General features: G+C 71.7%; 19 protein-coding genes. 14 read left to right on the forward strand and 5 right to left on the reverse strand.

Going from position 1 to position 20,353, the window contains the following annotated elements; all coding sequences use genetic code 11:
- The first annotated feature begins 138 nt into the window (after positions 1–138).
- The 9 genes from P1K89_RS12720 (at position 139) to P1K89_RS12760 (ending at position 11,058) form a co-directional block, all read left to right on the forward strand.
- The gene (locus tag P1K89_RS12720; RefSeq protein ID WP_284616822.1) at positions 139–864 is read left to right on the forward strand and encodes a YebC/PmpR family DNA-binding transcriptional regulator; all 726 of its coding nucleotides are present in this window, start codon (positions 139–141) and stop codon (positions 862–864) included.
- A 14-nt stretch (positions 865–878) separates the two neighbouring features.
- On the forward strand, positions 879–2,159 hold the full coding sequence (purD, locus tag P1K89_RS12725; protein WP_284616823.1) for a phosphoribosylamine--glycine ligase: 1,281 nt from the start codon (positions 879–881) through the stop codon (positions 2,157–2,159).
- A gap of 5 nt (positions 2,160–2,164) precedes the next feature.
- Positions 2,165–3,076, forward strand: a complete 912-nt coding sequence (hemF, locus tag P1K89_RS12730; RefSeq protein ID WP_284616824.1) for an oxygen-dependent coproporphyrinogen oxidase — start codon at positions 2,165–2,167, stop codon at positions 3,074–3,076.
- Between the two features lie 86 nt (positions 3,077–3,162).
- The gene (gene rsfS / locus P1K89_RS12735) at positions 3,163–3,876 is read left to right on the forward strand and encodes a ribosome silencing factor (RefSeq protein WP_284616825.1); all 714 of its coding nucleotides are present in this window, start codon (positions 3,163–3,165) and stop codon (positions 3,874–3,876) included.
- Positions 3,876–4,346 carry a 23S rRNA (pseudouridine(1915)-N(3))-methyltransferase RlmH gene (gene rlmH / locus P1K89_RS12740; protein ID WP_284616826.1) on the forward strand — a complete coding sequence of 157 codons (471 nt, stop codon included), beginning with the start codon at positions 3,876–3,878 and terminating at the stop codon, positions 4,344–4,346. The genes rsfS and rlmH overlap by 1 nt, the downstream gene beginning before the upstream one ends.
- 70 nt (positions 4,347–4,416) lie before the next feature.
- Positions 4,417–8,283, forward strand: a complete 3,867-nt coding sequence (locus tag P1K89_RS12745; RefSeq protein WP_284616827.1) for a PAS domain-containing hybrid sensor histidine kinase/response regulator family protein — start codon at positions 4,417–4,419, stop codon at positions 8,281–8,283.
- On the forward strand, positions 8,276–8,887 hold the full coding sequence (locus P1K89_RS12750) for a Maf family protein (protein WP_284616828.1): 612 nt from the start codon (positions 8,276–8,278) through the stop codon (positions 8,885–8,887). Before P1K89_RS12745 ends, P1K89_RS12750 begins: the two co-directional genes overlap by 8 nt.
- 37 nt (positions 8,888–8,924) lie before the next feature.
- Positions 8,925–10,403, forward strand: coding sequence for a ribonuclease G (gene rng, locus P1K89_RS12755; RefSeq protein ID WP_284616829.1), 1,479 nt, complete (start codon positions 8,925–8,927; stop codon positions 10,401–10,403).
- A gap of 16 nt (positions 10,404–10,419) precedes the next feature.
- The gene (locus P1K89_RS12760; protein ID WP_284616830.1) at positions 10,420–11,058 is read left to right on the forward strand and encodes a TOPRIM nucleotidyl transferase/hydrolase domain-containing protein; all 639 of its coding nucleotides are present in this window, start codon (positions 10,420–10,422) and stop codon (positions 11,056–11,058) included.
- Here P1K89_RS12760 and P1K89_RS12765 read toward each other — a convergent pair.
- On the reverse strand, positions 11,046–11,624 hold the full coding sequence (locus P1K89_RS12765) for a GNAT family N-acetyltransferase (protein ID WP_284616831.1): 579 nt from the start codon (positions 11,622–11,624) through the stop codon (positions 11,046–11,048). The two genes, P1K89_RS12760 and P1K89_RS12765, sit on opposite strands and share 13 nt — an antisense overlap.
- Before the next feature lie 74 nt (positions 11,625–11,698).
- On the opposite strand from P1K89_RS12765, the gene P1K89_RS12770 reads away from it, so the two are divergent.
- The 4 genes from P1K89_RS12770 (at position 11,699) to P1K89_RS12785 (ending at position 15,385) form a co-directional block, all read left to right on the forward strand.
- Positions 11,699–12,619 carry a LysR family transcriptional regulator gene (locus P1K89_RS12770; protein ID WP_284616832.1) on the forward strand — a complete coding sequence of 307 codons (921 nt, stop codon included), beginning with the start codon at positions 11,699–11,701 and terminating at the stop codon, positions 12,617–12,619.
- 8 nt (positions 12,620–12,627) lie between these two features.
- Positions 12,628–13,374 carry a CAP domain-containing protein gene (locus P1K89_RS12775; protein WP_284616833.1) on the forward strand — a complete coding sequence of 249 codons (747 nt, stop codon included), beginning with the start codon at positions 12,628–12,630 and terminating at the stop codon, positions 13,372–13,374.
- 101 nt (positions 13,375–13,475) lie between these two features.
- Positions 13,476–13,643, forward strand: coding sequence for a hypothetical protein (locus P1K89_RS12780; protein WP_284616834.1), 168 nt, complete (start codon positions 13,476–13,478; stop codon positions 13,641–13,643).
- Between the two features lie 83 nt (positions 13,644–13,726).
- Positions 13,727–15,385, forward strand: coding sequence for an NAD(P)/FAD-dependent oxidoreductase (locus tag P1K89_RS12785; RefSeq protein ID WP_284616835.1), 1,659 nt, complete (start codon positions 13,727–13,729; stop codon positions 15,383–15,385).
- Between the two features lie 45 nt (positions 15,386–15,430).
- On the opposite strand, the gene P1K89_RS12790 is transcribed toward P1K89_RS12785, so the two are convergent.
- Positions 15,431–16,276, reverse strand: a complete 846-nt coding sequence (locus P1K89_RS12790) for a hypothetical protein (protein WP_284616836.1) — start codon at positions 16,274–16,276, stop codon at positions 15,431–15,433.
- Between the two features lie 152 nt (positions 16,277–16,428).
- On the opposite strand from P1K89_RS12790, the gene tam reads away from it, so the two are divergent.
- A complete protein-coding gene (tam, locus tag P1K89_RS12795) occupies positions 16,429–17,202 on the forward strand; it encodes a trans-aconitate 2-methyltransferase (protein WP_284616837.1) in 774 nt (257 codons plus the stop codon).
- Positions 17,203–17,241: 39 nt separating this feature from the next.
- On the opposite strand, the gene P1K89_RS12800 is transcribed toward tam, so the two are convergent.
- From P1K89_RS12800 to P1K89_RS12810, 3 genes are read right to left on the reverse strand one after another with little or no spacing between them, the layout of a single operon-like run.
- On the reverse strand, positions 17,242–18,114 hold the full coding sequence (locus P1K89_RS12800; RefSeq protein WP_284616838.1) for an aldo/keto reductase: 873 nt from the start codon (positions 18,112–18,114) through the stop codon (positions 17,242–17,244).
- The gene (locus tag P1K89_RS12805; RefSeq protein WP_439897978.1) at positions 18,111–18,716 is read right to left on the reverse strand and encodes a peroxidase-related enzyme; all 606 of its coding nucleotides are present in this window, start codon (positions 18,714–18,716) and stop codon (positions 18,111–18,113) included. Before P1K89_RS12805 ends, P1K89_RS12800 begins: the two co-directional genes overlap by 4 nt.
- A 41-nt stretch (positions 18,717–18,757) precedes the next feature.
- Positions 18,758–20,320 (reverse strand): phospholipase D family protein, encoded by a 1,563-nt coding sequence (locus P1K89_RS12810; RefSeq protein ID WP_284616840.1) that lies wholly within the window; start codon positions 20,318–20,320, stop codon positions 18,758–18,760.
- Positions 20,321–20,353 lie beyond the last annotated feature (33 nt).

Raw genomic sequence — 20,353 nt, forward strand, 5'->3', positions numbered from 1 at the left:
GGAGCGTCCGGGAAACCCCGACGGCTAGAATGCCCGGTTGCTTTAATCGCCGCCCCGCGTGATCCACGCCATCGGATGCACGCCCGATCCCTCGGACTTCCCGGGACGACCAAAAAGGCGACGCCAGGAGAAGACTGCATGGCCGGACATTCCAAATGGGCCAACATCCAGCACCGCAAGGGCCGCCAGGACGAGAAGCGCGGCAAGGTCTGGACCCGCGTGATCCGTGAAATCATGGTCGCTGCACGCCAGGGCGGCGGCGACATGACCGCCAATCCGCGCCTGCGGCTGGCGGTCGACAAGGCCAAGGCCGCGAACATGCCGGCCGACACGATCAAGCGCAACATCGACAAGGCCACCGGCAACCTCGAGGGCGTCAGCTACGAGGAGATCCGCTACGAGGGCTACGGCATCGGCGGCGCGGCGATCATCGTCGACTGCATGACCGACAACCGCGTGCGCACGGTGGCCGAGGTGCGGCATGCCTTCAGCAAGTACGGCGGCAACCTGGGCACCGAAGGCTCGGTGGCCTTCCAGTTCAAGCACTGCGGCCAGCTGGTGTTCGCGCCGGGCACCAGCGAAGACAAGGTGATGGAAGTCGCGCTCGAAGCCGGCGCCGAGGACGTGATCGCCGGCGACGACGGCTCGATCGAGGTGCTGACCCCGCCGGCCGACTTTGAGGCGGTGAAGAACGCGCTGGAGGCCGCGGGCCTGAAGGCCGAGATCGCCGAGGTGACGATGCGCGCCGAGAACACCATCGAGCTCGCCGGCGAGGACGCGCAGCGCATGCAGAAGCTGCTCGACGTGATCGAGGACCTGGACGACGTGCAGGACGTCTACCACAACGCCGAGCTGGCGGAATAAGAGGCGCGGCGCGCATGAAAGTCCTGGTGATCGGCGGCGGCGGCCGCGAACACGCGCTGGCCTGGAAGCTGGCGCAGAGCCCGCGCGTGCAGCGCGTCTACGTGGCGCCCGGCAACGGCGGCACGGCGCGCGATGCGCACCTGCAGAACGTGCCGATCAGCGACCCGCAGGCGCTGGCCGACTTCGCCGAGAGCGAGAAGATCGGCCTGACGGTCGTCGGCCCCGAGGCGCCGCTGTCGGCCGGCGTCGTCGACGTCTTTCGCGCCCGCGGCCTGCGCATCTTCGGCCCGACCAGGGCCGCCGCGCGGCTGGAAAGCTCGAAGGCCTTCGCGAAGGACTTCATGCAGCGCCACGGCATCCCGACCGCGCTCTATGCCACGTTCACCGAACCGGCCGAGGCGCATGCCCACGTCGACAAGGTCGGCGCGCCGGTGGTCATCAAGGCCGACGGCCTCGCCGCGGGCAAGGGTGTCGTCGTCGCGATGACGCTGGACGAGGCGCATCGCGCGATCGACGACATCCTGGTCGCCAATACGCTGGGCGTGCAGCACAACGCCGACGGCGCGCGCGTGGTCATCGAGGAATTCCTCGAAGGCGAGGAAGCCAGCTTCATCGTGCTGGTCGACGGCCACGACGTGCTGCCGCTCGCCTCCAGCCAGGACCACAAGCGCCTGCTCGACGGCGACGAAGGCCCGAACACCGGCGGCATGGGCGCCTACTCGCCCGCGCCGGTCGTGACGCCCAACGTGCATGCGCGGGTGATGCACGAGATCATCCAGCCCACCGTCGACGGCATGGCCAAGGACGGCACGCCGTTCAGCGGCTTCCTCTATGCCGGGCTGATGATCGACGCCAACGGCCATCCGAAGACGATCGAGTTCAACACCCGCCTGGGCGACCCCGAGACGCAGCCGATCCTGATGCGCCTGAAGAGCGACCTCGTCGACGTGCTGATGCATGCCACCGAAGGCCGCCTGGGCGAGGTCGAGCTGCAGTGGGACCGCCGCTTCGCGCTCGGCGTCGTGATGGCCGCGCCCGGCTACCCGCAGTCGCCGCGCAAGGGCGATGCGATCGTCGGCCTGCCCGAGGATGCCGAGGACGCGATGGTCTTCCACGCCGGCACCTCGCTGGACGACGGCACGCTGCGCACCAGCGGCGGCCGCGTGCTGTGCGTGACCGCGCTCGGTGATTCGGCCAAGCTCGCGCAGCAGCGCGCCTACGACACGCTGCGCACGATCCAGTTCGACGGTGCGCAATACCGCCGCGACATCGGCCACCGCGCACTGAAGCGCTGAACCCGATGGACATCGCCGCGGTCCGCGCGTACCTGCTCGACCTGCAGCAGCGCATCGTCGATGCGATGCAGGCGGCCGATGGCGGCAGCTTCCGCACCGATGCATGGACCCGGCCCGCCGGCGGCAGGCTGGAAGGTGACGGCAAGACGCAGGTGATCGAGGACGGCGCGCTGCTCGAACGCGGCGGCTGCAACTTCAGCCATGTGAAGGGTGCGACGCTGCCGCCGTCGGCGACACAGCACCGGCCCGAGCTCGCCGGCGCCCCCTTCGAGGCGCTGGGCGTCTCGCTGGTCTTCCACCCGCGCAACCCGTACGTGCCGACGGTGCACATGAACGTGCGCATGTTCGCCGCGCTGCCCGCCGGCCGCGAGCCGGTGGTGTGGTTCGGCGGCGGCATGGACCTGACGCCTTACTACGGCTTCGACGACGACGCGCGCCATTTCCACCGCGCCTGCCGCGACGCGCTGGCCCCCTTCGGCGACGAGCTGCATCCGCGCTTCAAGCAGTGGTGCGACGAGTACTTCTTCCTGAAGCACCGCAACGAGCCGCGTGGCATCGGCGGCATCTTCTTCGACGACTTCAATGCGCTCGGCTTCGAGCGCAGCTTCGGAATGCTGCGCGCGGTGGGCGACGCCTTCCTCGGCGCCTACGCGCCGATCGTCGCGCGCCGGCGCGACATGCCCTACGGCGAGCGCGAACGCGACTTCCAGGCCTGGCGTCGCGGCCGCTACGTCGAGTTCAACCTGGTGTTCGACCGCGGCACGCTGTTCGGCCTGCAGTCGGGCGGCCGCACCGAGAGCATCCTGATGTCGATGCCTCCGCTGGTGAAGTGGCGCTACGACTGGCAGCCCGAGCCCGGCAGCCCGGAAGCGTTGCTCGCGAGCCACTTCCTGGTTCCGCGCGATTGGCTCGGCTGACCGCTGGCTTGAACCCCGCCGCCCGTAGCGGCATATTTCGACCCACTTCCACAAACCGCCTATTCGCAGGCGATCCCAGGAGCTGAATGGACATTCGCAAGCTGCAACGCGCCATCGTCGATGGCCTCGAGGACGTGAAGGCGCAGGACATCCTGGTCTTCAACACCGAGCACCTGTCACCGCTGTTCGAGCGCGTGATCATCGCGTCGGGCGCGAGCAACCGGCAGACCAAGGCCCTCGCGTCGAGCGTGCGCGATGCGGTGCGGTCGCAGGGCATGCCGGTGCTCGGCATGGAAGGGGGCGACAACGGCGAGTGGATCATCGTCGACTGCGGTGCCGCGGTCGCGCACATCATGCAGCCGTCGATCCGCGAGTACTACCGCCTCGAGGAGATCTGGGGCGGCAAGCCGGTGAAGCTCAAGCTGGGCGACGGTGCCGCGCCCAAGGGCCTGCCGAAGGCGTCCGAAGGCTTCGACGACGACGACGAGGACCTGCCGCCGCCCCGCAAGGCCACGCCGTCGAAGAAGGCCAGCGCGGCGAAGAAGGCCGCGCCCGCCCGGGCCAAGGAGGTCGCGCCCGCCAGGAAGGCCGCGCCGGCCGCGAAGAAGGCTCCGGCAGCGAAGAAGGCGGCGGCCAAGACCTCGACCGGCCGGGCCCCGGCGAAGACCGCCGCGAAGACGCCCGCCCGCAAGGCACCGGCCAAGACCGCGGCCAAGGCACCGTCCCGGGCGCCCGCCAGGGCACCGGCGAAGAAGGCGCCCGCGAAGACCGCCGCTCGCAAGACCTCCGCGCGCGGCTGATGCGCCTGGTGCTCGCGGTGGTCGGCCAGCGCATGCCGGGCTGGGTCGACACCGCGTACGAGGACTTCGCGAAGCGTTTCCCGCCCGAGATGCGGCTGGAGCTGAAGGCCGTGAAGGCCGAGCCGCGCAGCGGCGGCAGGACGGCGGAGCAGATGATGGCCGCCGAGGCCCAGCGCCTCGATGCGGCGATTCCGAAGGGCGCGCGCCGTGTCGTGCTCGACGAGCGCGGCAGCCGGCTGACGACGCTGCAGCTCGCCGAGCGCATGCAGGCCTGGCGCCAGGACGGACGCGACGTCGCCTTCCTGGTCGGCGGCCCGGACGGCCTCGACCCGGCGCTGAAGGCCGGCGCCGACGAGACGCTGCGCCTGTCCGACCTGACGCTGCCGCACGCCTTCGTGCGCGTGCTGCTGGCCGAAGGCCTGTACCGCGCCTGGTCGGTCAGCACCGGCCACCCCTACCACCGCGAATAGGGCGGCGCGAGCCTTCGTGCCGCGCGTTGGCTCGCCGCGCGCACGAGGTCGGTGGCAAGATGCAGTGCTCATGGCGCCCCTGCAAGGCACGACCCCCGACGCGCGCTCGCGGCAGCGCCTGCGCCTGCTGGCCGTCCTGGCGGTGCTGTGGACCGCGCTGGTGGCCGCCGGCGGCTGGTGGCTGGTGAACCTGCGGGTGCAGGGCGAACGCCAGCAGACGCTGGCGCGCGCCGAAGCCCGGCTGGGTGCGGTGAAGAACGTGCTCGGCGTCACGCTGCAGGATTTCACGTCGCTGGCCGCGTACCTTGCGCGTCAGCCCCCCGCGCGCGAGTTCCTGGCGTCCGATCCGCTCGCCGGCACCCGGTTCACGGTCGAGCCGCCTCCGCCGGCGACGGTCGATGCCTACCTGGCGCGACCGCCGGTGCAGGCGGTCACCCGCTGGCTGGACCTGCCGCGGCGCGACTTCGGGCTGCCGGTGGTCGCGCTCGTCGACGTCGAGGGCCGCACCGCGGCGGTCGCGGTGGCGGCGCGCGGCCCGATGGCGCCCTGGCTGGCGATCAGCCTGCGCGAGCGCAGCTACTTCGTCGATGCGCTGGAGTCCGGCCAGGCGATGCAGTTCGTCACCGGCCGGGTGACGCAGGTGCCGGGGCTGTTCTTCGCCCATCGCGTCGAGCAGGATGGTCGCCTGCTCGGCGCGGTGATCATCAAGCTCGATGCCGACCGGCTGAACCGCCTGCTCGGCGATGCCGGCAGCAACGAGACCTTCATCGCCGACGACCTCGGCGTGCTGATCCTCGGCAGCCTGCCCGAGGCGCTGCATCGCCGGCTGCCGCAGGCGGCCCCGCAGGCCTCGGCCGCGCGCATCGCGCGATATCGGCAGGAGCCCGAGACCGTCGGCTGGCGCTTCGGCGAGCTGCGCATCGGCGAGCGGCGGCTGGCCAGCGCCCAGCTCGGCGGCCGCCGCTACCTCGCGCTGGATGCGCCGCTGGAGGGACGGCCCTTCCGGCTGTGGGTGCTGGGCACGCTGCCGGAGGAGGAGGCGATCCTGCTGAACACCGGCCTCGGGGCATTCGCGCTGTGGCTGGCCGGCGGCACGCTGCTGTGGGCGGGCTGGCGCCGCTACCAGGCGCTGCAGGCCGCGCTGCGTGCGCGCCGCGAGATGTTCGAGCTCACCGGCGCGCTGCCGCTGACGGTGTTCCGCTACGTGCAGCCGCCGGACGGCGGCGGCCACTTCGCCTTCGTCGGTCACGGCGTCGAGGACCTGCTGGGCATCAGTCCCGGCGCGCTGACGCACGACCCCGACCTGCCGTGGCGGCTGGCCGGCAGCAGCGAGCTGCGCCCGCCGGTGCAGCCGCAGGAATTCGGCCTGACGCGCGCCGGCACGACGCGGCGCATCCGCGTGCACAGCACGCCGACGATCGACGTCGACGGCACCGTGACCTACAGCGGCTACTGGCTCGACATCTCCAGCCACCGCGAGACCGAGGCGCGCTTCGCCGCGGTCTACGAGCACGCGCCCAACGGCTACCTGTTCTTCGACCGCCGCCGCGGCGTCACGCACTGCAACCCGGCTGCGCTGGCGATGTTCGGCGCCGAGCAGGTCGAGCAGCTGCTCGGCCGCATCATCTGGTTCCCGCCGCTGTCGCCGGAGCTGCAGCCCGATGGCCAGTCCAGCCGCGACAAGGCGCTCGCCGACATGCGCCGCCACCGCGGCGGCGGCCAGCGCGTGCAGACCACCGAATGGCGCTTCTGCAGCCTCGACGGCCGCTGCTTCGACGCCGAGGCCAGCGTGATCGCGATCGACTCCGGCGGCGAGCCGCAGTACTGCGCGATGGTCGAGGACATCACGCAGCGCAAGCTGGTCGAGCAGGCGATGCAGCAGGCGCGCGAAGCCGCCGAGGCCGCGAGCCAGACCAAGTCGAGCTTCCTCGCCAACATGTCGCACGAGCTGCGCACGCCGATGAACGCGATCATCGGCATGACCCACCTCGCGCTCGAGGACGGGCTGCCGGCGAAGCAGCGCGACTACATCGAGAAGGCGCACGGCGCGGCGCGCAACCTGCTGCAGATCCTCAACGACATCCTCGACGTCTCGAAGATCGAGGCCGGCCACATCGAGCTCGAGCAGATCGAGTTCGAGCTCGAGTCGGTGATCGACCAGATGGCCGACGTGCTCGGCCTGAAGGCCGACGAGAAGGGGCTGGAGCTGCTGTACAGCGCGTCGGCCGACCTGCCGCGGCGCCTGGTCGGCGATCCGACCCGATTGCGCCAGATCCTCGTGAACCTGGGCAGCAACGCGGTCAAGTTCACCGACCGCGGCGAGATCACCGTCGGCATGGCGCTCGATCGCATCGACGGCGCGCAGGTCGTGCTGCACGGCTGGGTGCGCGACACCGGCGTCGGCCTCGACGACGAGGCGCAGGCCCGGCTCTTCCAGCCCTTCGTGCAGGCCGACAGCTCGACGACGCGGCGCTTCGGCGGCACCGGCCTCGGACTGGCGATCTGCCGCCAGCTGGTCGAGAAGATGGGCGGCCGCATCTGGGTCGAGAGCCAGCCGGGGCAGGGCGCGACCTTCCACTTCACCGCGCGCTTCGGCCGCGTCGAAGGGACGCCGCTGGCCCAGCGCATCGCGGTGCTCGGCGGCCGCCGCGCACTGGTTGCCGACGACAACGACGCGGCGCTGGAAGTGCTGTCGCGCATGCTCGAAGGCCTGGGCGTGCGGGTCGACCGCGTGAAGAGCGGAGAGGATGTGCTGAAGCAGGTCGAGGCCGACCCGCAGCGCCACCACTGGATCCTGCTCGACTGGAAGATGCCGGGCGTCGACGGCGTCGAATGCGCGCGTCGCATCGCCGGGCGGCATCCGGACAAGGCGGCCTGCATCCTGATCGTCACCGCGTTCAACCGCGACGATGCGGCCCGCGCGAGCGCCGGGCTGCCGCTGGCCGGCGTGCTGCAGAAGCCGGTGACGCCGTCGAGCCTGTTCGACTGCCTGGTGCAGGCCCGGCCGGACGCTGCGGCGCGGCCGCTGCGCCTGCGCGGCCTGTCCGCTGCGGCGCCGGAGCCGATCGCCGCGCCGCGGGCCATGGGCCTTGCGGACGGGCTGCGGGGCGCGCGCGTGCTGCTGGTCGAGGACCATCCGCTGAACCAGGAGCTGGCCTGCGAGCTGCTGCGCCGCGCCGGGCTGGACGTGGTGGTCGCCGGGCATGGCCAGGAAGCGCTCGAGCGCCTGGCCGACGAGGGCCCGTTCGATGCCGTGCTGATGGACTGCCAGATGCCGGTGATGGACGGCTACAGCGCGACGCGTGCGCTGCGCGGCGATGCGCGCTGGCGCACGCTGCCGGTGATCGCGATGACCGCCAGCGCGCTCGCCGAGGACCGCGAGCGTGCCTTCGCCAGCGGCATGAACGCGCACATCAGCAAGCCGATCAACGTGCAGGTGCTGCTCGCGACCCTGACGCAGTGGATCGCCGGCCGCGACGCCGCCGACGCCGATGTGCCGGCGGTCGGGCCGGCCTGGCCGCCGCCGGGCGGGCCGATCGACACCACCGACGGCTTCGAGCGCTGCGTTCGCAACGAGGCGCTGTACCGCCGGCTGCTCGGAGGCTTCCGCGAGACCCAGCGCGGCTTCGCCGAGCAGGCCCGCGGCGCGCTGGCCGGCGGTCGGCCCGACGAGCTGCGCCGGCGTGCGCACGACCTGCGCGGGCTCGCGGCGACGATCGGCGCCCGCGTTCTGGCCGCCGAGGTGCAGGCGCTGCACGCGGCGCTGGCCGACGACGCGGCGTTCGCCGACGGTCCCGACGCCGCGCTCGGCGCGGCGCTCGATCGTGTCGAGCTGTCGCTGCGCGCGGTGCTCGACCAGATCGACCGGTTGCTGGAGCGCGAAGGACTGGGGCAGGATGGCGACCCCGACCCTGACCGCCGCCCGCCGGATGCCTGACACCCTCTACCTCGCTTCGCAAAGCCCGCGTCGCCGCCAGCTGCTGGACCAGCTGGGCGTATCCCATGAACTGCTGCTGCCGGCCGCCGGCGAGGAGGCCGACGAAGCCGAGGCGCTGGAAGCGGTGCGGCCCGGCGAACTGCCGGCGGCCTACGTGCAGCGCGTCACCGCGCTGAAGCTGAAGGCCGCGCGCGAGCGCCTGCGCCGGCGCGGCCTGCCCGAGCGGCCGGTGCTGGCGGCCGACACCACCGTTGCGCTCGGCCGCCGCATCCTCGGCAAACCGGCCGATGCCGACGAGGCGCGCGCGATGCTCGCTTCGCTGTCCGGCCGCACGCACCGCGTGCTGACGGCCGTGGCCCTGTGGACCGGCCGCCGCACGCTGGCGGCGCTGTCCGATTCGCGCGTGCACGTCGCCGAGCTGCCGGCCGCTGCGATCGATCGTTATGTGGCCGGCGGCGAGCCATTCGGCAAGGCCGGCGCCTATGCGATCCAGGGCGCCTTCGCCGGCTGGATCACGCACATCGCCGGAAGTCACTCCGGTATCATGGGTTTGCCTCTCCACGAGACGGCCACGATCCTGAGACAAGCGCACGTGAGCTTCTGACGGTTCGCGGCGCGATCGAAAAGACCAAAGCGCCGCGATGCACGACATCCTGATCAACTGGGCCCCGCAGGAAACCCGCGTCGCCCTCATCGAGAACGGCGCGGTGCAGGAGCTGCACATCGAGCGCGCGCTCGAGCGCGGGCTGGTCGGCAACGTCTACCTCGGCAAGGTCGCGCGCGTGCTGCCCGGCATGCAGAGCGCGTTCATCGACGTCGGCCTCGAGCGCGCGGCCTTCCTGCACGTGGCCGACCTGCACGGCGCCGGCCATCACGGCGCACCGCGTGGCGACGTCGTCGTGCCGGTGCCGATCGAGCGCCAGGTCTTCGAGGGCCAGACGCTGATGGTGCAGGTCATCAAGGACCCGATCGGCACCAAGGGCGCGCGGCTGTCGACGCAGATCTCGATCGCCGGCCGCATGCTGGTCTTCCTGCCGCAGGACACGCACATCGGCATCTCGCAGAAGATCGGCTCCGCCGAGCTGCGCGAGCAGCTGCGCGCGCGCATGCAGCGCCTGGTCGCGACGGCGGACGATTCGCCCACCGGCGGCTTCATCCTGCGCACCAATGCCGAGGAAGCCAGCGACGAGGAGCTGGCCGACGACATCGCCTACCTGCGCAAGGCCTGGGCCGCGATCAAGGCACAGGGCCTATCGCAGCCGCCGGGCACGCTGCTGCACCAGGACCTGAACCTCGCCGAGCGCGTGCTGCGCGACCTGGCCAACGATGGCACGCAGTCGATCCGCATCGACTCGCTGCTGCAGTTCGATGCGCTGAAGGCCTTCGGCGCGGCCTACACGCCGTCGTCCGCGGCCAAGCTCGAGCACTACAAGGGCGAGCGGCCGATCTTCGACCTCTTCGGCATCGAGGAGGAGATCGCGCGGGCGCTGGCGCGGCGCGTGGACCTGAAGTCCGGCGGTTATCTCATCATCGACCAGACCGAGGCGCTGACGACGATCGACGTCAACACCGGCGGCTTCGTCGGCGCGCGCAATTTCGACGACACGATCTTCAAGACCAACCTCGAGGCGGCCGGCGCCATCGCACGCCAGCTGCGGCTGCGCAACCTCGGCGGCATCATCATCGTCGACTTCATCGACATGACGCGCGAGGAGCACCAGCAGTCGGTGCTGGCCGAGTTCCGCAAGCAGCTCAGCAAGGACCGCACGAAGATCACCGTCTCCGGCTTCACGCAGCTGGGCCTGGTCGAGATGACGCGCAAGCGCACCCGCGAGTCGCTGGCCCACATGCTGTGCGAGGCCTGCCCCACGTGCCAGGGGCGCGGCCAGGTGAAGACCGCGCGCAGCGTCTGCTACGACATCCTGCGCGAGATCCTGCGCGAGGCGCGCCAGTTCAACCCGAAGGAATTCCGCGTCGTCGCCAGCGCCACGGTCGTCGAGATGCTGCTCGACGAGGAGAGCCAGCACCTGGCCGGCCTGTCGGACTTCATCGGCAAGCCGATCTCGCTGAGCGCCGAGCCGTCGATGAATCCGGAGCAGTACGACATCGTGCTGCTCTGATCCGCGGCGCGCGCCGATGGAAGCTGCCGTCGGCCCGCTGCCACCGCCCGGCGCCGATGCGGTGCGCGACGACCTGCGGGCCGCGGGCATGGCCGCGGCGATCCTCGTCGAAGGCTGGAGCGATCAGGCCGCGCTGCAGGCGCTGGCGCGGCGCCGCGGCATCGACCTGGCGGCCGAGCGCATCGCGATCGTGCCCACCGGCGGCGTCACCAACATCGCGCACTTCGTGCGCGCGCTCGGCCCCGGTGGCCTGGGCCTGCGGCTCGCAGGCCTGTGCGACCGCGGCGAAGCGGCGTATCTGCTGCGCGCGCTGCAGCGACGTGGTCTGGACGGCGACAACGCGCCGGCCGACCTGGCTGCGATCGGCTTCTTCGTCTGCGACGTCGACCTCGAGGACGAATTGATCCGCGCGCTCGGCGTCGCTGCCGTCGAGCGCGTGATCGAAGCCGAAGGCGAGCACGCCGGTTTCCGCAGCTTCCAGGCCCAGCCGGCGCAGCGCGGTCGCGATGCGGCGTCGCAGCTGCGCCGTTTCATCGGCACCCGCGCCGGCCGCAAGATCCGCTATGGCGCGCGACTCGTCGAGACGCTGGACCTCGACCGCGTGCCGCGACCGCTCGACGCGGTGCTGGCCCGTGCCCGCGGTCAGCCGGGCTGAGATGGCGGCTGCGTGTCGCCGGGGCCCAGGCTGCGCTGCATCAGCACCGTGTCGGTCCACTCGCCGAGCTTGAAGCCGACCGACCGCAGCGTGCCGACCAGCTCGAAGCCGGCGCTGCGGTGCAGGCCGATCGAGCCGGCATTGCCGCTGTGGCCGACGGTGGCCAGCATCTGCCGCCAGGGCCCGCGTTCGCACCGCGCGATCAGCGCGCGCAGCAGCGCCCGGCCGATGCCGCGGCCGGCGAGCTCGGGGGCGACGTAGACCGAGTCCTCGATCGTGTGCCGGTAGGCCGGGCGCGGGCGGTACGGGGTCGCGTAGGCGTAGCCGGCGACGCCGCCGTGGCGCCCGTCGAGCTCCGCGACCAGCCACGGCAGCCCCGAGGTCTGCACCGCGGCGAGGCGTCGGCGCAGCTCGTTCACATCGGGTGGCGCTTCCTCGAAGCTGGCGCGGCCGTGCAGCACGTGATGGGCATAGATCGCGGCGATCGTGGGCAGGTCGGCGTCGGCGGCATCGCGCACGACAACCGGGGCGTGAGGCGACGAATCGATCAGGGGCAGGGCGGACATGGCGGCAGTCTGCCGTTCGCTGGCGTATAAGTGAAGCTCATCCGGCTTATGCAAATCATCAGGGATTCTTTGACATGCACCAGCGCCTCAACCTCGACCAGCTGCACACCTTCTCGAGCGTCGTCGAGCACGGCAGCTTTTCGGCCGCGGCCGAGCGCCTGGGCCTGACGCAGCCGGCGGTCAGCCTGCAGTTGAAGCAGCTGGAGCGGCGCCTGGGCACGCCGCTGATCGAACGCAGCGGCCGCCGCGCGCTGCCGACCGCTGCCGGGGCCGAATTGCTGGCGCACGCCGCGCGCATCGACGAAGCGGTGGACGCGGCGCTGGCGGCGGTCGGCCGCCATGCGAGCGGCGTGCTCGGCCGCGTGCGCCTGGGCACCGGCGCCACCGCCTGCATCCACCTGCTGCCGCCGCTGCTGCGCGAGTTGCGCCGCCGCTTCCCCGGGCTGGAGATCACCGTGGCCACCGGCAATACCGCGGACATCGTGCAGGCGATCGATGACAACCGGCTCGACGTCGGCTTCGTGACGCTGCCGGCGACCGGCCGTTCCCTGGAGATCACGCCGGTGCTCGACGACCCGTTCGTGGTGATCGCGCCGCGCGGGCTGCCGCTGCCGCCGCGGGCGACGGCCGCGGCCCTGGCGCGCCTGCCGCTGCTGCTGTTCGAGCCGGGGGGCCAGACGCGGCGCGTCGTCGACGGCTGGTTCGCGCGCGCCGGCGTCGTGCCGACGCCGGTGATGTCGCTCGGCAGCGTCGAGGCGATCAAGGCGATGGTGGACGCCGGGCTCGGCTGCGCCGTGCTGCCGCAGATGGCGATGGCCGATGAACCCGCCGGGGGCCGCTTCGTCACGCAGCCGCTGGCGCCGAAGCTGGCGCGCCGCATGGCGGTGGTCGTGCGGCGCGACAAGCGCCTGCAGCGGCCGCTGGCCGAGGCGATCCGTGCGTTGCTGGCCCTGAAGACCCTTCCGCGTGCAACGGGCACGGCGGCTGCCGGATGATGCCGGCCATGACCTGCCTGATCCGCCTGCTGAGGTGCACGCTGCCCGTGCTGCTGGTGCTGCCCGTCGCCGCTTCGGCCGCCGGCGCCCCGCTGGTGCCGGCGCTGCCAGAGGCCGAGAAGCGCATCCTCGACGGCATCAACCGCCTGCGCCGGGGTGCCAGCCTGCAACTGGTCGCGCGCAACGCGCAGCTCGACGCCGCCGCGCAGGGCTTCGCCGACTTCATGGCCCGCACCGACCAGTACGGGCACCGGGCCGATGGCCGCCAGCCGGTGCAGCGCACCCAGGCGCAGGGCTACGCCCATTGCATGGTGGCCGAGAACATCGCCTTCCTGTTCAATTCGGCCGGCGTGCGCACCGCGGAGATGGCGGCGGACTTCGTCAAGGGCTGGCGCGACTCGCCGCCGCACCACGCCAACCTGATGAACCCGGCCCTCACCGAGACCGGCGTCGGCATCGCGCGCAGCGCGAAGAGCGGCCGCTACTACGCGGTGCAGCTGTTCGCGCGGCCGCAGGCGCTGCGCATCCGCTTCGAGATCGCCAACCGCGGATCGGCGACGGTGCGCTACACGCTCGACGAGCGGGTCTTCGAGCTGCAGCCGCGCATGACGCTGACGCACGAGCAGTGCGGCGCGTCCACGGTGCTGGCGCTGCAGCTGCCGGACCAGGCCACGCCGGTGCGCATCGAACCCGGCGACGGCGAACGCTGGCGCGTCGAGCAGGCCGGCGGGCGCTGGCGGCTGGCGAAGGGCTGAGCGCGGCTTCAGGGCCGGTGGGCCGACCGTGTGGCGGGTGTTCTGCGGCTCGGCGATAATCGCCGGTTCGTTTCACCGCCACCCCTTCCGGAGCTCCTCTCATGGGCAACAAGATCATCACCGAAGCCGACCGCCGCGCCACGCCGCGTCCCGCCCCCCTGCCGGGCGTCACGCTGACGACGCACCGCGGCCAGAAGAGCAGCCAGGAACGCGGCTCGCACACCCGCAGCAAGAAGAACCCGGGCAAGCGTCCGCACAAGGGTGGCTGATTCGGGGGGCAGATTCGGGCGGCTGAACGCCTGATCCCATCGACGGGGCCGCGAGGCCCCGTTCGTCCTTGTCGGAGTTCCCTTTGCTGCGCATCACCGAACTGCGGCTGCCGCTCGATCATCCCGAATCCGCGCTGCGCGCCGCGATCGTCGAGCGGCTTGGCATCGCCGATGCCGAGTTGCTGGACGTGCACGTCTTCCGCCGCGGTTACGACGCGCGCAAGAAGGGCGCGATCGTGCTCATCTACACGGTCGACGTCACGCTAGCCGACGAGGCCGCGGTGGCCGCGCGCTGCGCGGCCGACCCGCAGGTGCGGCCCGCGCCCGATACGCGTTATCGCTTCCTGGCCCACGCGCCGGCCGACTTCTACGCGGAAGGGCGCGCGCGGCCGGTGGTCATCGGCTTCGGCCCCTGCGGCCTCTTTGCCGCGCTGATCCTCGCGCAGATGGGCCTGCGGCCGATCGTGCTCGAACGCGGCAAGGCGGTGCGCGAGCGCACGCAGGACACCTGGGGCCTGTGGCGCCGCCAGGAGCTCAATCCCGAGTCGAACGTGCAGTTCGGCGAAGGCGGGGCCGGCACCTTCTCCGACGGCAAGCTCTACAGCCAGATCAGCGACAAGCGGCACCTGACGCGCAAGGTGCTGGCGGAGTTCGTCAAGGCCGGCGCGCCGGACGAGATCCTCTTCGTCAGCAAGCCGCACATCGGCACCTTCCGGCTGGTGTCGATGATCGAGAAGATGCGCGCCGAGATCGAGGCGCTGGGCGGCGAGATCCGGTTCCGGCAACAGGTGACCGACCTCGTGATCGAGCAGGGTCACCTGCGGGGCGTGGTGCTGGCCGACGGCAGCACGCTGCGCACCGACCACGCGGTGCTGGCGCTCGGCCACAGCGCGCGCGACACCTTCGCGATGCTGCATGGCCGCGGCGTGCAGATGGAAGCCAAGCCCTTCTCGATCGGCTACCGCATCGAGCATCCGCAAAGCCTGATCGACCGCGCCCGTTTCGGCCCGAGCGCCGGCCATCCGATCCTCGGCGCGGCCGACTACAAGCTGGTGCACCACGCGCGCAACGGCCGCTCGGTCTACAGCTTCTGCATGTGCCCGGGCGGCACGGTCGTCGCCGCGACCTCGGAGCCGGGGCGTGTCGTCACCAACGGCATGAGCCAGTACTCGCGCAACGAGCGCAATGCGAACGCGGGCATCGTCGTCGGCCTGACGCCGGACGACTACCGCCAGGGCGAGTATGAGGGCCCGGTGAACCCGCTCGACGGCATCACCTTCCAGCGCTTCTGGGAGTCGCGCGCCTACGAGCTCGGCGGCGGCGGCTACATCGCGCCGGCGGCACTCGTCGGCGACTTCGTCAAGCGCCAGCGCTCCAGCGCGCTGGGCGACGTGATGCCGTCGTACAAGCCCGGCGTGTTGCTGACCGACCTGCAGCAGCCGGACCGCGGCAGCCTGCCGGACTACGCGCTGGATGCGATCCGCGAGGCGCTGCCGGCGTTCGAGCGCCAGATCAAGGGCTTCTCGATGCCCGACGCGGTGCTGACCGGCGTCGAGACGCGCACCTCGTCGCCGCTGCGCATCACCCGCGGCCGCGACTACCAGAGCCTGAACGTGCGCGGGCTGTACCCGGCCGGCGAGGGCGCGGGCTACGCCGGCGGCATCATGTCGGCCGGGGTCGACGGCATCGAGGTCGCCGAAGCGCTGGCCTCGGCCCTGATGGGCCTGCCGCCGTCGACCTGAGCCGCCTGTCGTGACGCCGCCTTGCGGCGCCCTGCGGATCCTGAGTCAGCGCCGGCGCTCGTTCCAGCGCGCCAGCTTCTCCAGCGTGCCGCCGGGCTCGGCGCGGTAGCGGTCGCCGGCGGCATCCCAGCGCCATGCGGCCTGGTAGAGCGTGCGCCGCACGGCTGGACGCGGGCGGCAGGCTTCGGTGTGCACCAGCGGCGCATGCACCACCTGCACCTCGGCGACGAGGCGCGGCAGCGCGCGGCCCTCGTCGGGCACGCTGCGCCAGCGCAGCGTCTGCTCGAAGGCCTTCGCGCAGCCGGCGAAGCTGCCGAGCAGGTCGATCTCGGCGATGCGCCGCAGGCGGCCGCCGCGCAGGTGGTAGAGCGCGTTCAGCGCATAGGGTTGGCCGGCGTTGGCATGGTGGTTGACCAGTTCGAAGGCGTCGTCGGTCGGCGACAGCGCCAGCACCGCCGGATCGGCGAAGTAGGTCTGGCGGTCGGTCTGCACCTCCGCGACGTCGATCGGCGCCGACTCGCCGGCGCGGAAGACCGCGAGCACGGTGACGTCGACATCGAAGCCGCCCGGCAGGCCCGCCCCAGGGCGCTCGCCGTGCCACATCAGCAGGTCGTGGGCGCGGCCGGCCTCGTGCACGCGGTGCGTCGCCTGCAGCCGCAGCCGCGTGCCGATCGGTAGCATCGCGCGCTCGCGGCTGGTGCCGGGCAGGCGCAGTCGCCTCGGCTCGAGCATCGTGCTGCCATCGTCGGTGGTCTCGAGCGCGCCGAAGACCGCACGCGCCCGCGCCGAGGTCAAGGCATCGGCGCCGGCATCGGCCCGCGCGCCGGTGGCCGCCTGCGCTAGCGCGAGGGCGGCCGCAGCGAGCAACGAGCGTCGGTGCAGGGTGTTCATTCGAGCCAGGTGGAGGGCGGGGCAGGCATGGGCGTGATGCTCGCCGCAGTGTGTTTCAACGCCGCTTCGCGCGCTGCATCGAGTTGTCAGCTTGGTTGAAAACCTTGAAGTCTTGTATAAGATATAAGACTTCACCACGCCGGAGTCCGATGATGAGTGACTGGAACCCTGCGCTGTACCGCCGCTTCGAGGACGAGCGCACGCGGCCCGCCGCCGAGCTGCTGGCCCGCGTGCCGCTCGAAGCACCGCGCTTCGTCGTCGACCTCGGCTGCGGTCCCGGCAACTCCACCGAGCTGCTGGCCAGGCGCTTTCCGCAGGCCCGGCTGCTGGGCACCGACAACTCGCCGGCGATGATCGCCAGCGCCCGCGAGCGCCTGCCCGCGGTCGACTTCGAGCTGAGCGACATCGCCTGCTGGCAGCCCGCCACGCCGCCCGACCTGATCTACGCCAACGCGGTGCTGCAGTGGCTGCCCGACCATGCGACGCTGCTGCCGCGCCTGCTGTCGCTGCTGGCGCCGGGCGGCGTGCTCGCGCTGCAGATGCCGGACAACCTCGACGAGCCCTCGCATGTGGCGATGCGCCAGACCGCCGCCGATGCACGCTTCGCCGCGGTGATCGGCGATGCCGACAAGCTGCGCGCCCGCGTGCTGCCGGTCGCCGGCTACTACGACCTGCTGGCGCCGCGGGCCGACGTCGATGTCTGGCGCACCGCCTACCAGCACCCGATGGCAGATGCCGCGGCCATCGTGCAGTGGGTGCGCGCGACCGGGCTGAAGCCCTTCGTCGATCCGCTGCCGCCGACGCTGCAGGCCGAGTACCTCGCCGACTACCAGCGGCGCATCGACAGCGCCTACCCGGCGCGCGCCGACGGCCAGCGTCTGCTGGCGTTTCCGCGCCTGTTCATCGTCGCGCGCCGGCGCGATTGACGGCGCCTCGAGCGGCGTACTGGCCGCTCACTTCGGAGGTCAGGGAACCTCGTGCCCGGCCGCCGCGGTCCAGATGCGATACCAGCGCTGGTTGTCGAGCCGCAGGTCCAGCGCCGCGACCGCTTCGCGCGCGGCCTCGAGGCGCCGCGACCCGAGGATCGGCAGCGGCCGGCTCGGGTGGCGCAGCAGCCACGCGAACACCAGCGTCGTGATCGTCGTGCCCAGCTCGTCGGCCTGGCGCTGCAGCTCGACGCGCACGCGGCGCGCCGCATCGTCGTCGCCGGTGAAGATCCGGCCCTGCGCCAGCGGCGACCAGATCATCGGCCGCAGACCCAGGCGCTGGCACTGGTCCAGCGTGCCGTCGTGCAGCACGTCGAGCTTCAGCGGCGACAGCTCGACCTGGTTGGTCACCAGCGGACAGCGCGCATGCAGCAGCTCGAGCTGCCACGGCATGAAGTTCGAGACGCCGAAGTGGTGCACCTTGCCTTCGCGGCGCAGCGCGTGGAAGGTGTCGGCGAGCTCCGACGCGTCCATCAGCGCATCCGGGCGGTGGATCAGCAGCAGGTCGACGTGGTCGGTGCGCAGCGCGCGCAACGAGTGTTCGACCGAGGCGCGCACATGCGCCGCCGAGGTGTCGTAACAATGGAAGCCGTTCTCGGGCCGGGCGTCCGAGCGCAGCCGGATGCCGCACTTGGTGACGATCTGGATCTGGTGGCGCAGCGAGGGCTGCAGGGCCAGCGCCTCGCCGAACAGCGTCTCGACCTGGTAGCCGCCGTAGATGTCGGCATGGTCGAAGCTGGTGATGCCGAGCTCGACGTTCTGCTCGATCCAGCGCAGGCGCTGCTGCGGATCGAGCTGCCAGTCTGCCATGCGCCAGGCGCCGGCGACGATGTTCGAGAGCAGGTGGTTCATTTCGCGTCGGGCTTCTTCTCGCGCGGCAGGCGGCCCATCAGGTAGAACTGGTCGTTCGGCCGCATGCCGGTCAGGTTGGCCATGCGGTTGGACAGGCCGAAGAACGCGGTGATCGCCGCGATGTCCCAGACGTCCTCGTCGTCGAAGCCGTGCGGGCGCAGCGCATCGAAGTCGGCCTGCTCGACGGTGTGCGACGCGGTGCAGACCTTCATCGCGAAGTCCAGCATCGCGCGCTGGCGCGGCGTGATGTCGGCCTTGCGGTAGTTCACCGCCAGCTGGTCGGCGATCAGCGGCTGCTTCTCGTAGATGCGCAGGATCGCGCCGTGCGCCACCACGCAGTACAGGCACTGGTTGTGCGCCGAGGTGGCGACGATGATCATCTCGCGCTCGCCCTTGCTCAGCGAGCCGGTCTCCTTCAGCAGCAGCGCGTCGTGGTAGGCCATGAAGGCGCGCCACTCGGCAGGCCGGTGCGCGAGCGCGAGGAAGACGTTGGGCACGAAGCCGGCCTTGTCCTGCACCTCGAGGATGCGGGTGCGCATGTCCTCGGGCAGGTCGGCCAGGTCGGGCACGGGGTAGCGGCTGATCGCAGGCATGGGGGGCATCGCTCGAGGGCCGGAGGGGCCCGCAGCATAGCGCGCGCGGGCTACAGCAGGCGTTCGGAGACGAACAGCGACTGCCACCAGAGCTTGAAGCGCAGCCAGGTGCTGCCGTCGGGCTCGTCGCGGGTCACGGTGATGCGGCCGTCGCCGTCACGGCCGATCCACTCGACGCTGCGGTCCTCGGCCAGGCGCAGCTTGAGCATCGGCGCCAGGCCCTGGCCGCTGACCAGCCCGGCGAGCCCGCCGGCCAGCGCCGGGCTCTCGATCACCACGCCGAGCTCGGTATTGCCGATCGCCGAGCGGCCGTCGAGGTTGACCGACCCGACCAGCAGCAGCCGGCCGTCGACCGTCGTCACCTTCGCATGCAGCCGCGGCACCGATTGACCGAAGCCGCCGAAGCGCTGCGAGCGCCGCGCCAGCACCGGGCTGAACTCGTAGAGCTCGATGCCCATCGCCAGCATCTCGATGCGGCGCCGGCTGTAGTGGTCGTGCACCAGCGGCTCGTCGGTCGAGCCGAGCGAGTTGGTGACCACCAGGAACTTCACGCCGTGGGCGATGCCGTGGCGCATGCGGTCGAGCGCCGCGTCGTTGGGCAGGAAGTACGGCGACATCATCGTGATCTGCCGGCGCGCGGTCTGCATCGCGTCGATCAGGCCCTGCATCGCCGCGGTCGGCTTGCTCAGCAGGCCGGCGTCGGCGGCCTTCTCGGGCGGATCGGCGTGCACCTGGGCATGGGCCCAGGTCAGCGCGAGGCGGCCCTCGGCCAACTGCTCGCCGACGGCCGTGTGGCCGAGCGGGTCGCTGCGGTAGCGCGGCGGCGCCGGCTGCGCGTCCTGCACCGCGGCGTCGAAGGCGCTGCGCGCCCGGGCCGCATCGTCCGCGCGCGGCAGCAGCGCGTGCAGCGGCCACACGACCTCGCTGTTCCAGTAACGATCGAAGACCGTGGAGAGCTCGTCGACGATGCGCCCGGTCGACAGCAGGTCCATGTCGACGAAGTTCGCCTCGCGGCTGCTCATGAAGTACTCGTCGCCGATGTTGCGCCCGCCGTAGATCGCCGCCGCGTTGTCGGCGATGAACAGCTTGTTGTGCATGCGGTGGTTGAACTGCTGGAAGCTGCCGGGCGACAGCAGCAGCCGCACCAGCGGGCTGCCGTGGCGCAGCGGCAGCGGGTTGAACAGCCGCAGCTCGACGTTTGGGAACGCGGCCAGGCCGAGCAGCAGGTCGTCGATCTCGGCCGCGTAGAAGTCGTCGAGCAGCAGACGCACGCGCACGCCGCGCAGCGCCGCGTCGCGCAACTCGCGCAGCAGCATGCGGCCGGACTGGTCACGCTGCAGGTGGTAGCACTGCAGGTCGAGCGACCGTTCGGCGCGGCGGACCAGCGCGATGCGCGCGTCGAAGGCGAATTCGCCGGTCGGCAGCAGGCGGAAGCCCGAGGGCGCTGCGGCGTCCGCCGGCCGGCTGGCCTCGGCGATGCGCGCCAGCGCGGTGGCGCCGGTGTCGCGGTAGGCGTGGCTGGTCTGGACCGGGCCACGCGGCGGCAGGCCCGCGCAGGCACACAGCAGGCTCACCAGGCAGGCGAGGGACAGGAGTCGGCAGATTCGGTTCATCTCGGCGACGGGGTGCGGCCGTGCGCGGCCGCT

The sequence above is a fragment of the Aquabacterium humicola genome (assembly GCF_030167915.1).
GTDB lineage: Bacteria > Pseudomonadota > Gammaproteobacteria > Burkholderiales > Burkholderiaceae_C > Pseudaquabacterium > Pseudaquabacterium humicola.

Bases quoted from the DNA above. Each gene is read 5' to 3' on its own strand.
- P1K89_RS12720 (WP_284616822.1), top strand. From the start codon at position 139: ATGGCCGGACATTCCAAATGGGCCAACATCCAGCACCGCAAGGGCCGC.
- purD (WP_284616823.1), top strand. From the start codon at position 879: ATGAAAGTCCTGGTGATCGGCGGCGGCGGCCGCGAACACGCGCTGGCC.
- hemF (WP_284616824.1), top strand. From the start codon at position 2,165: ATGGACATCGCCGCGGTCCGCGCGTACCTGCTCGACCTGCAGCAGCGC.
- rsfS (WP_284616825.1), top strand. From the start codon at position 3,163: ATGGACATTCGCAAGCTGCAACGCGCCATCGTCGATGGCCTCGAGGAC.
- rlmH (WP_284616826.1), top strand. From the start codon at position 3,876: ATGCGCCTGGTGCTCGCGGTGGTCGGCCAGCGCATGCCGGGCTGGGTC.
- P1K89_RS12745 (WP_284616827.1), top strand. From the start codon at position 4,417: ATGGCGCCCCTGCAAGGCACGACCCCCGACGCGCGCTCGCGGCAGCGC.
- P1K89_RS12750 (WP_284616828.1), top strand. From the start codon at position 8,276: ATGCCTGACACCCTCTACCTCGCTTCGCAAAGCCCGCGTCGCCGCCAG.
- rng (WP_284616829.1), top strand. From the start codon at position 8,925: ATGCACGACATCCTGATCAACTGGGCCCCGCAGGAAACCCGCGTCGCC.
- P1K89_RS12760 (WP_284616830.1), top strand. From the start codon at position 10,420: ATGGAAGCTGCCGTCGGCCCGCTGCCACCGCCCGGCGCCGATGCGGTG.
- P1K89_RS12765 (WP_284616831.1), bottom strand. From the start codon at position 11,624: ATGTCCGCCCTGCCCCTGATCGATTCGTCGCCTCACGCCCCGGTTGTC.
- P1K89_RS12770 (WP_284616832.1), top strand. From the start codon at position 11,699: ATGCACCAGCGCCTCAACCTCGACCAGCTGCACACCTTCTCGAGCGTC.
- P1K89_RS12775 (WP_284616833.1), top strand. From the start codon at position 12,628: ATGACCTGCCTGATCCGCCTGCTGAGGTGCACGCTGCCCGTGCTGCTG.
- P1K89_RS12780 (WP_284616834.1), top strand. From the start codon at position 13,476: ATGGGCAACAAGATCATCACCGAAGCCGACCGCCGCGCCACGCCGCGT.
- P1K89_RS12790 (WP_284616836.1), bottom strand. From the start codon at position 16,276: ATGAACACCCTGCACCGACGCTCGTTGCTCGCTGCGGCCGCCCTCGCG.
- tam (WP_284616837.1), top strand. From the start codon at position 16,429: ATGAGTGACTGGAACCCTGCGCTGTACCGCCGCTTCGAGGACGAGCGC.
- P1K89_RS12800 (WP_284616838.1), bottom strand. From the start codon at position 18,114: ATGAACCACCTGCTCTCGAACATCGTCGCCGGCGCCTGGCGCATGGCA.
- P1K89_RS12805 (WP_439897978.1), bottom strand. From the start codon at position 18,716: ATGCCCCCCATGCCTGCGATCAGCCGCTACCCCGTGCCCGACCTGGCC.
- P1K89_RS12810 (WP_284616840.1), bottom strand. From the start codon at position 20,320: ATGAACCGAATCTGCCGACTCCTGTCCCTCGCCTGCCTGGTGAGCCTG.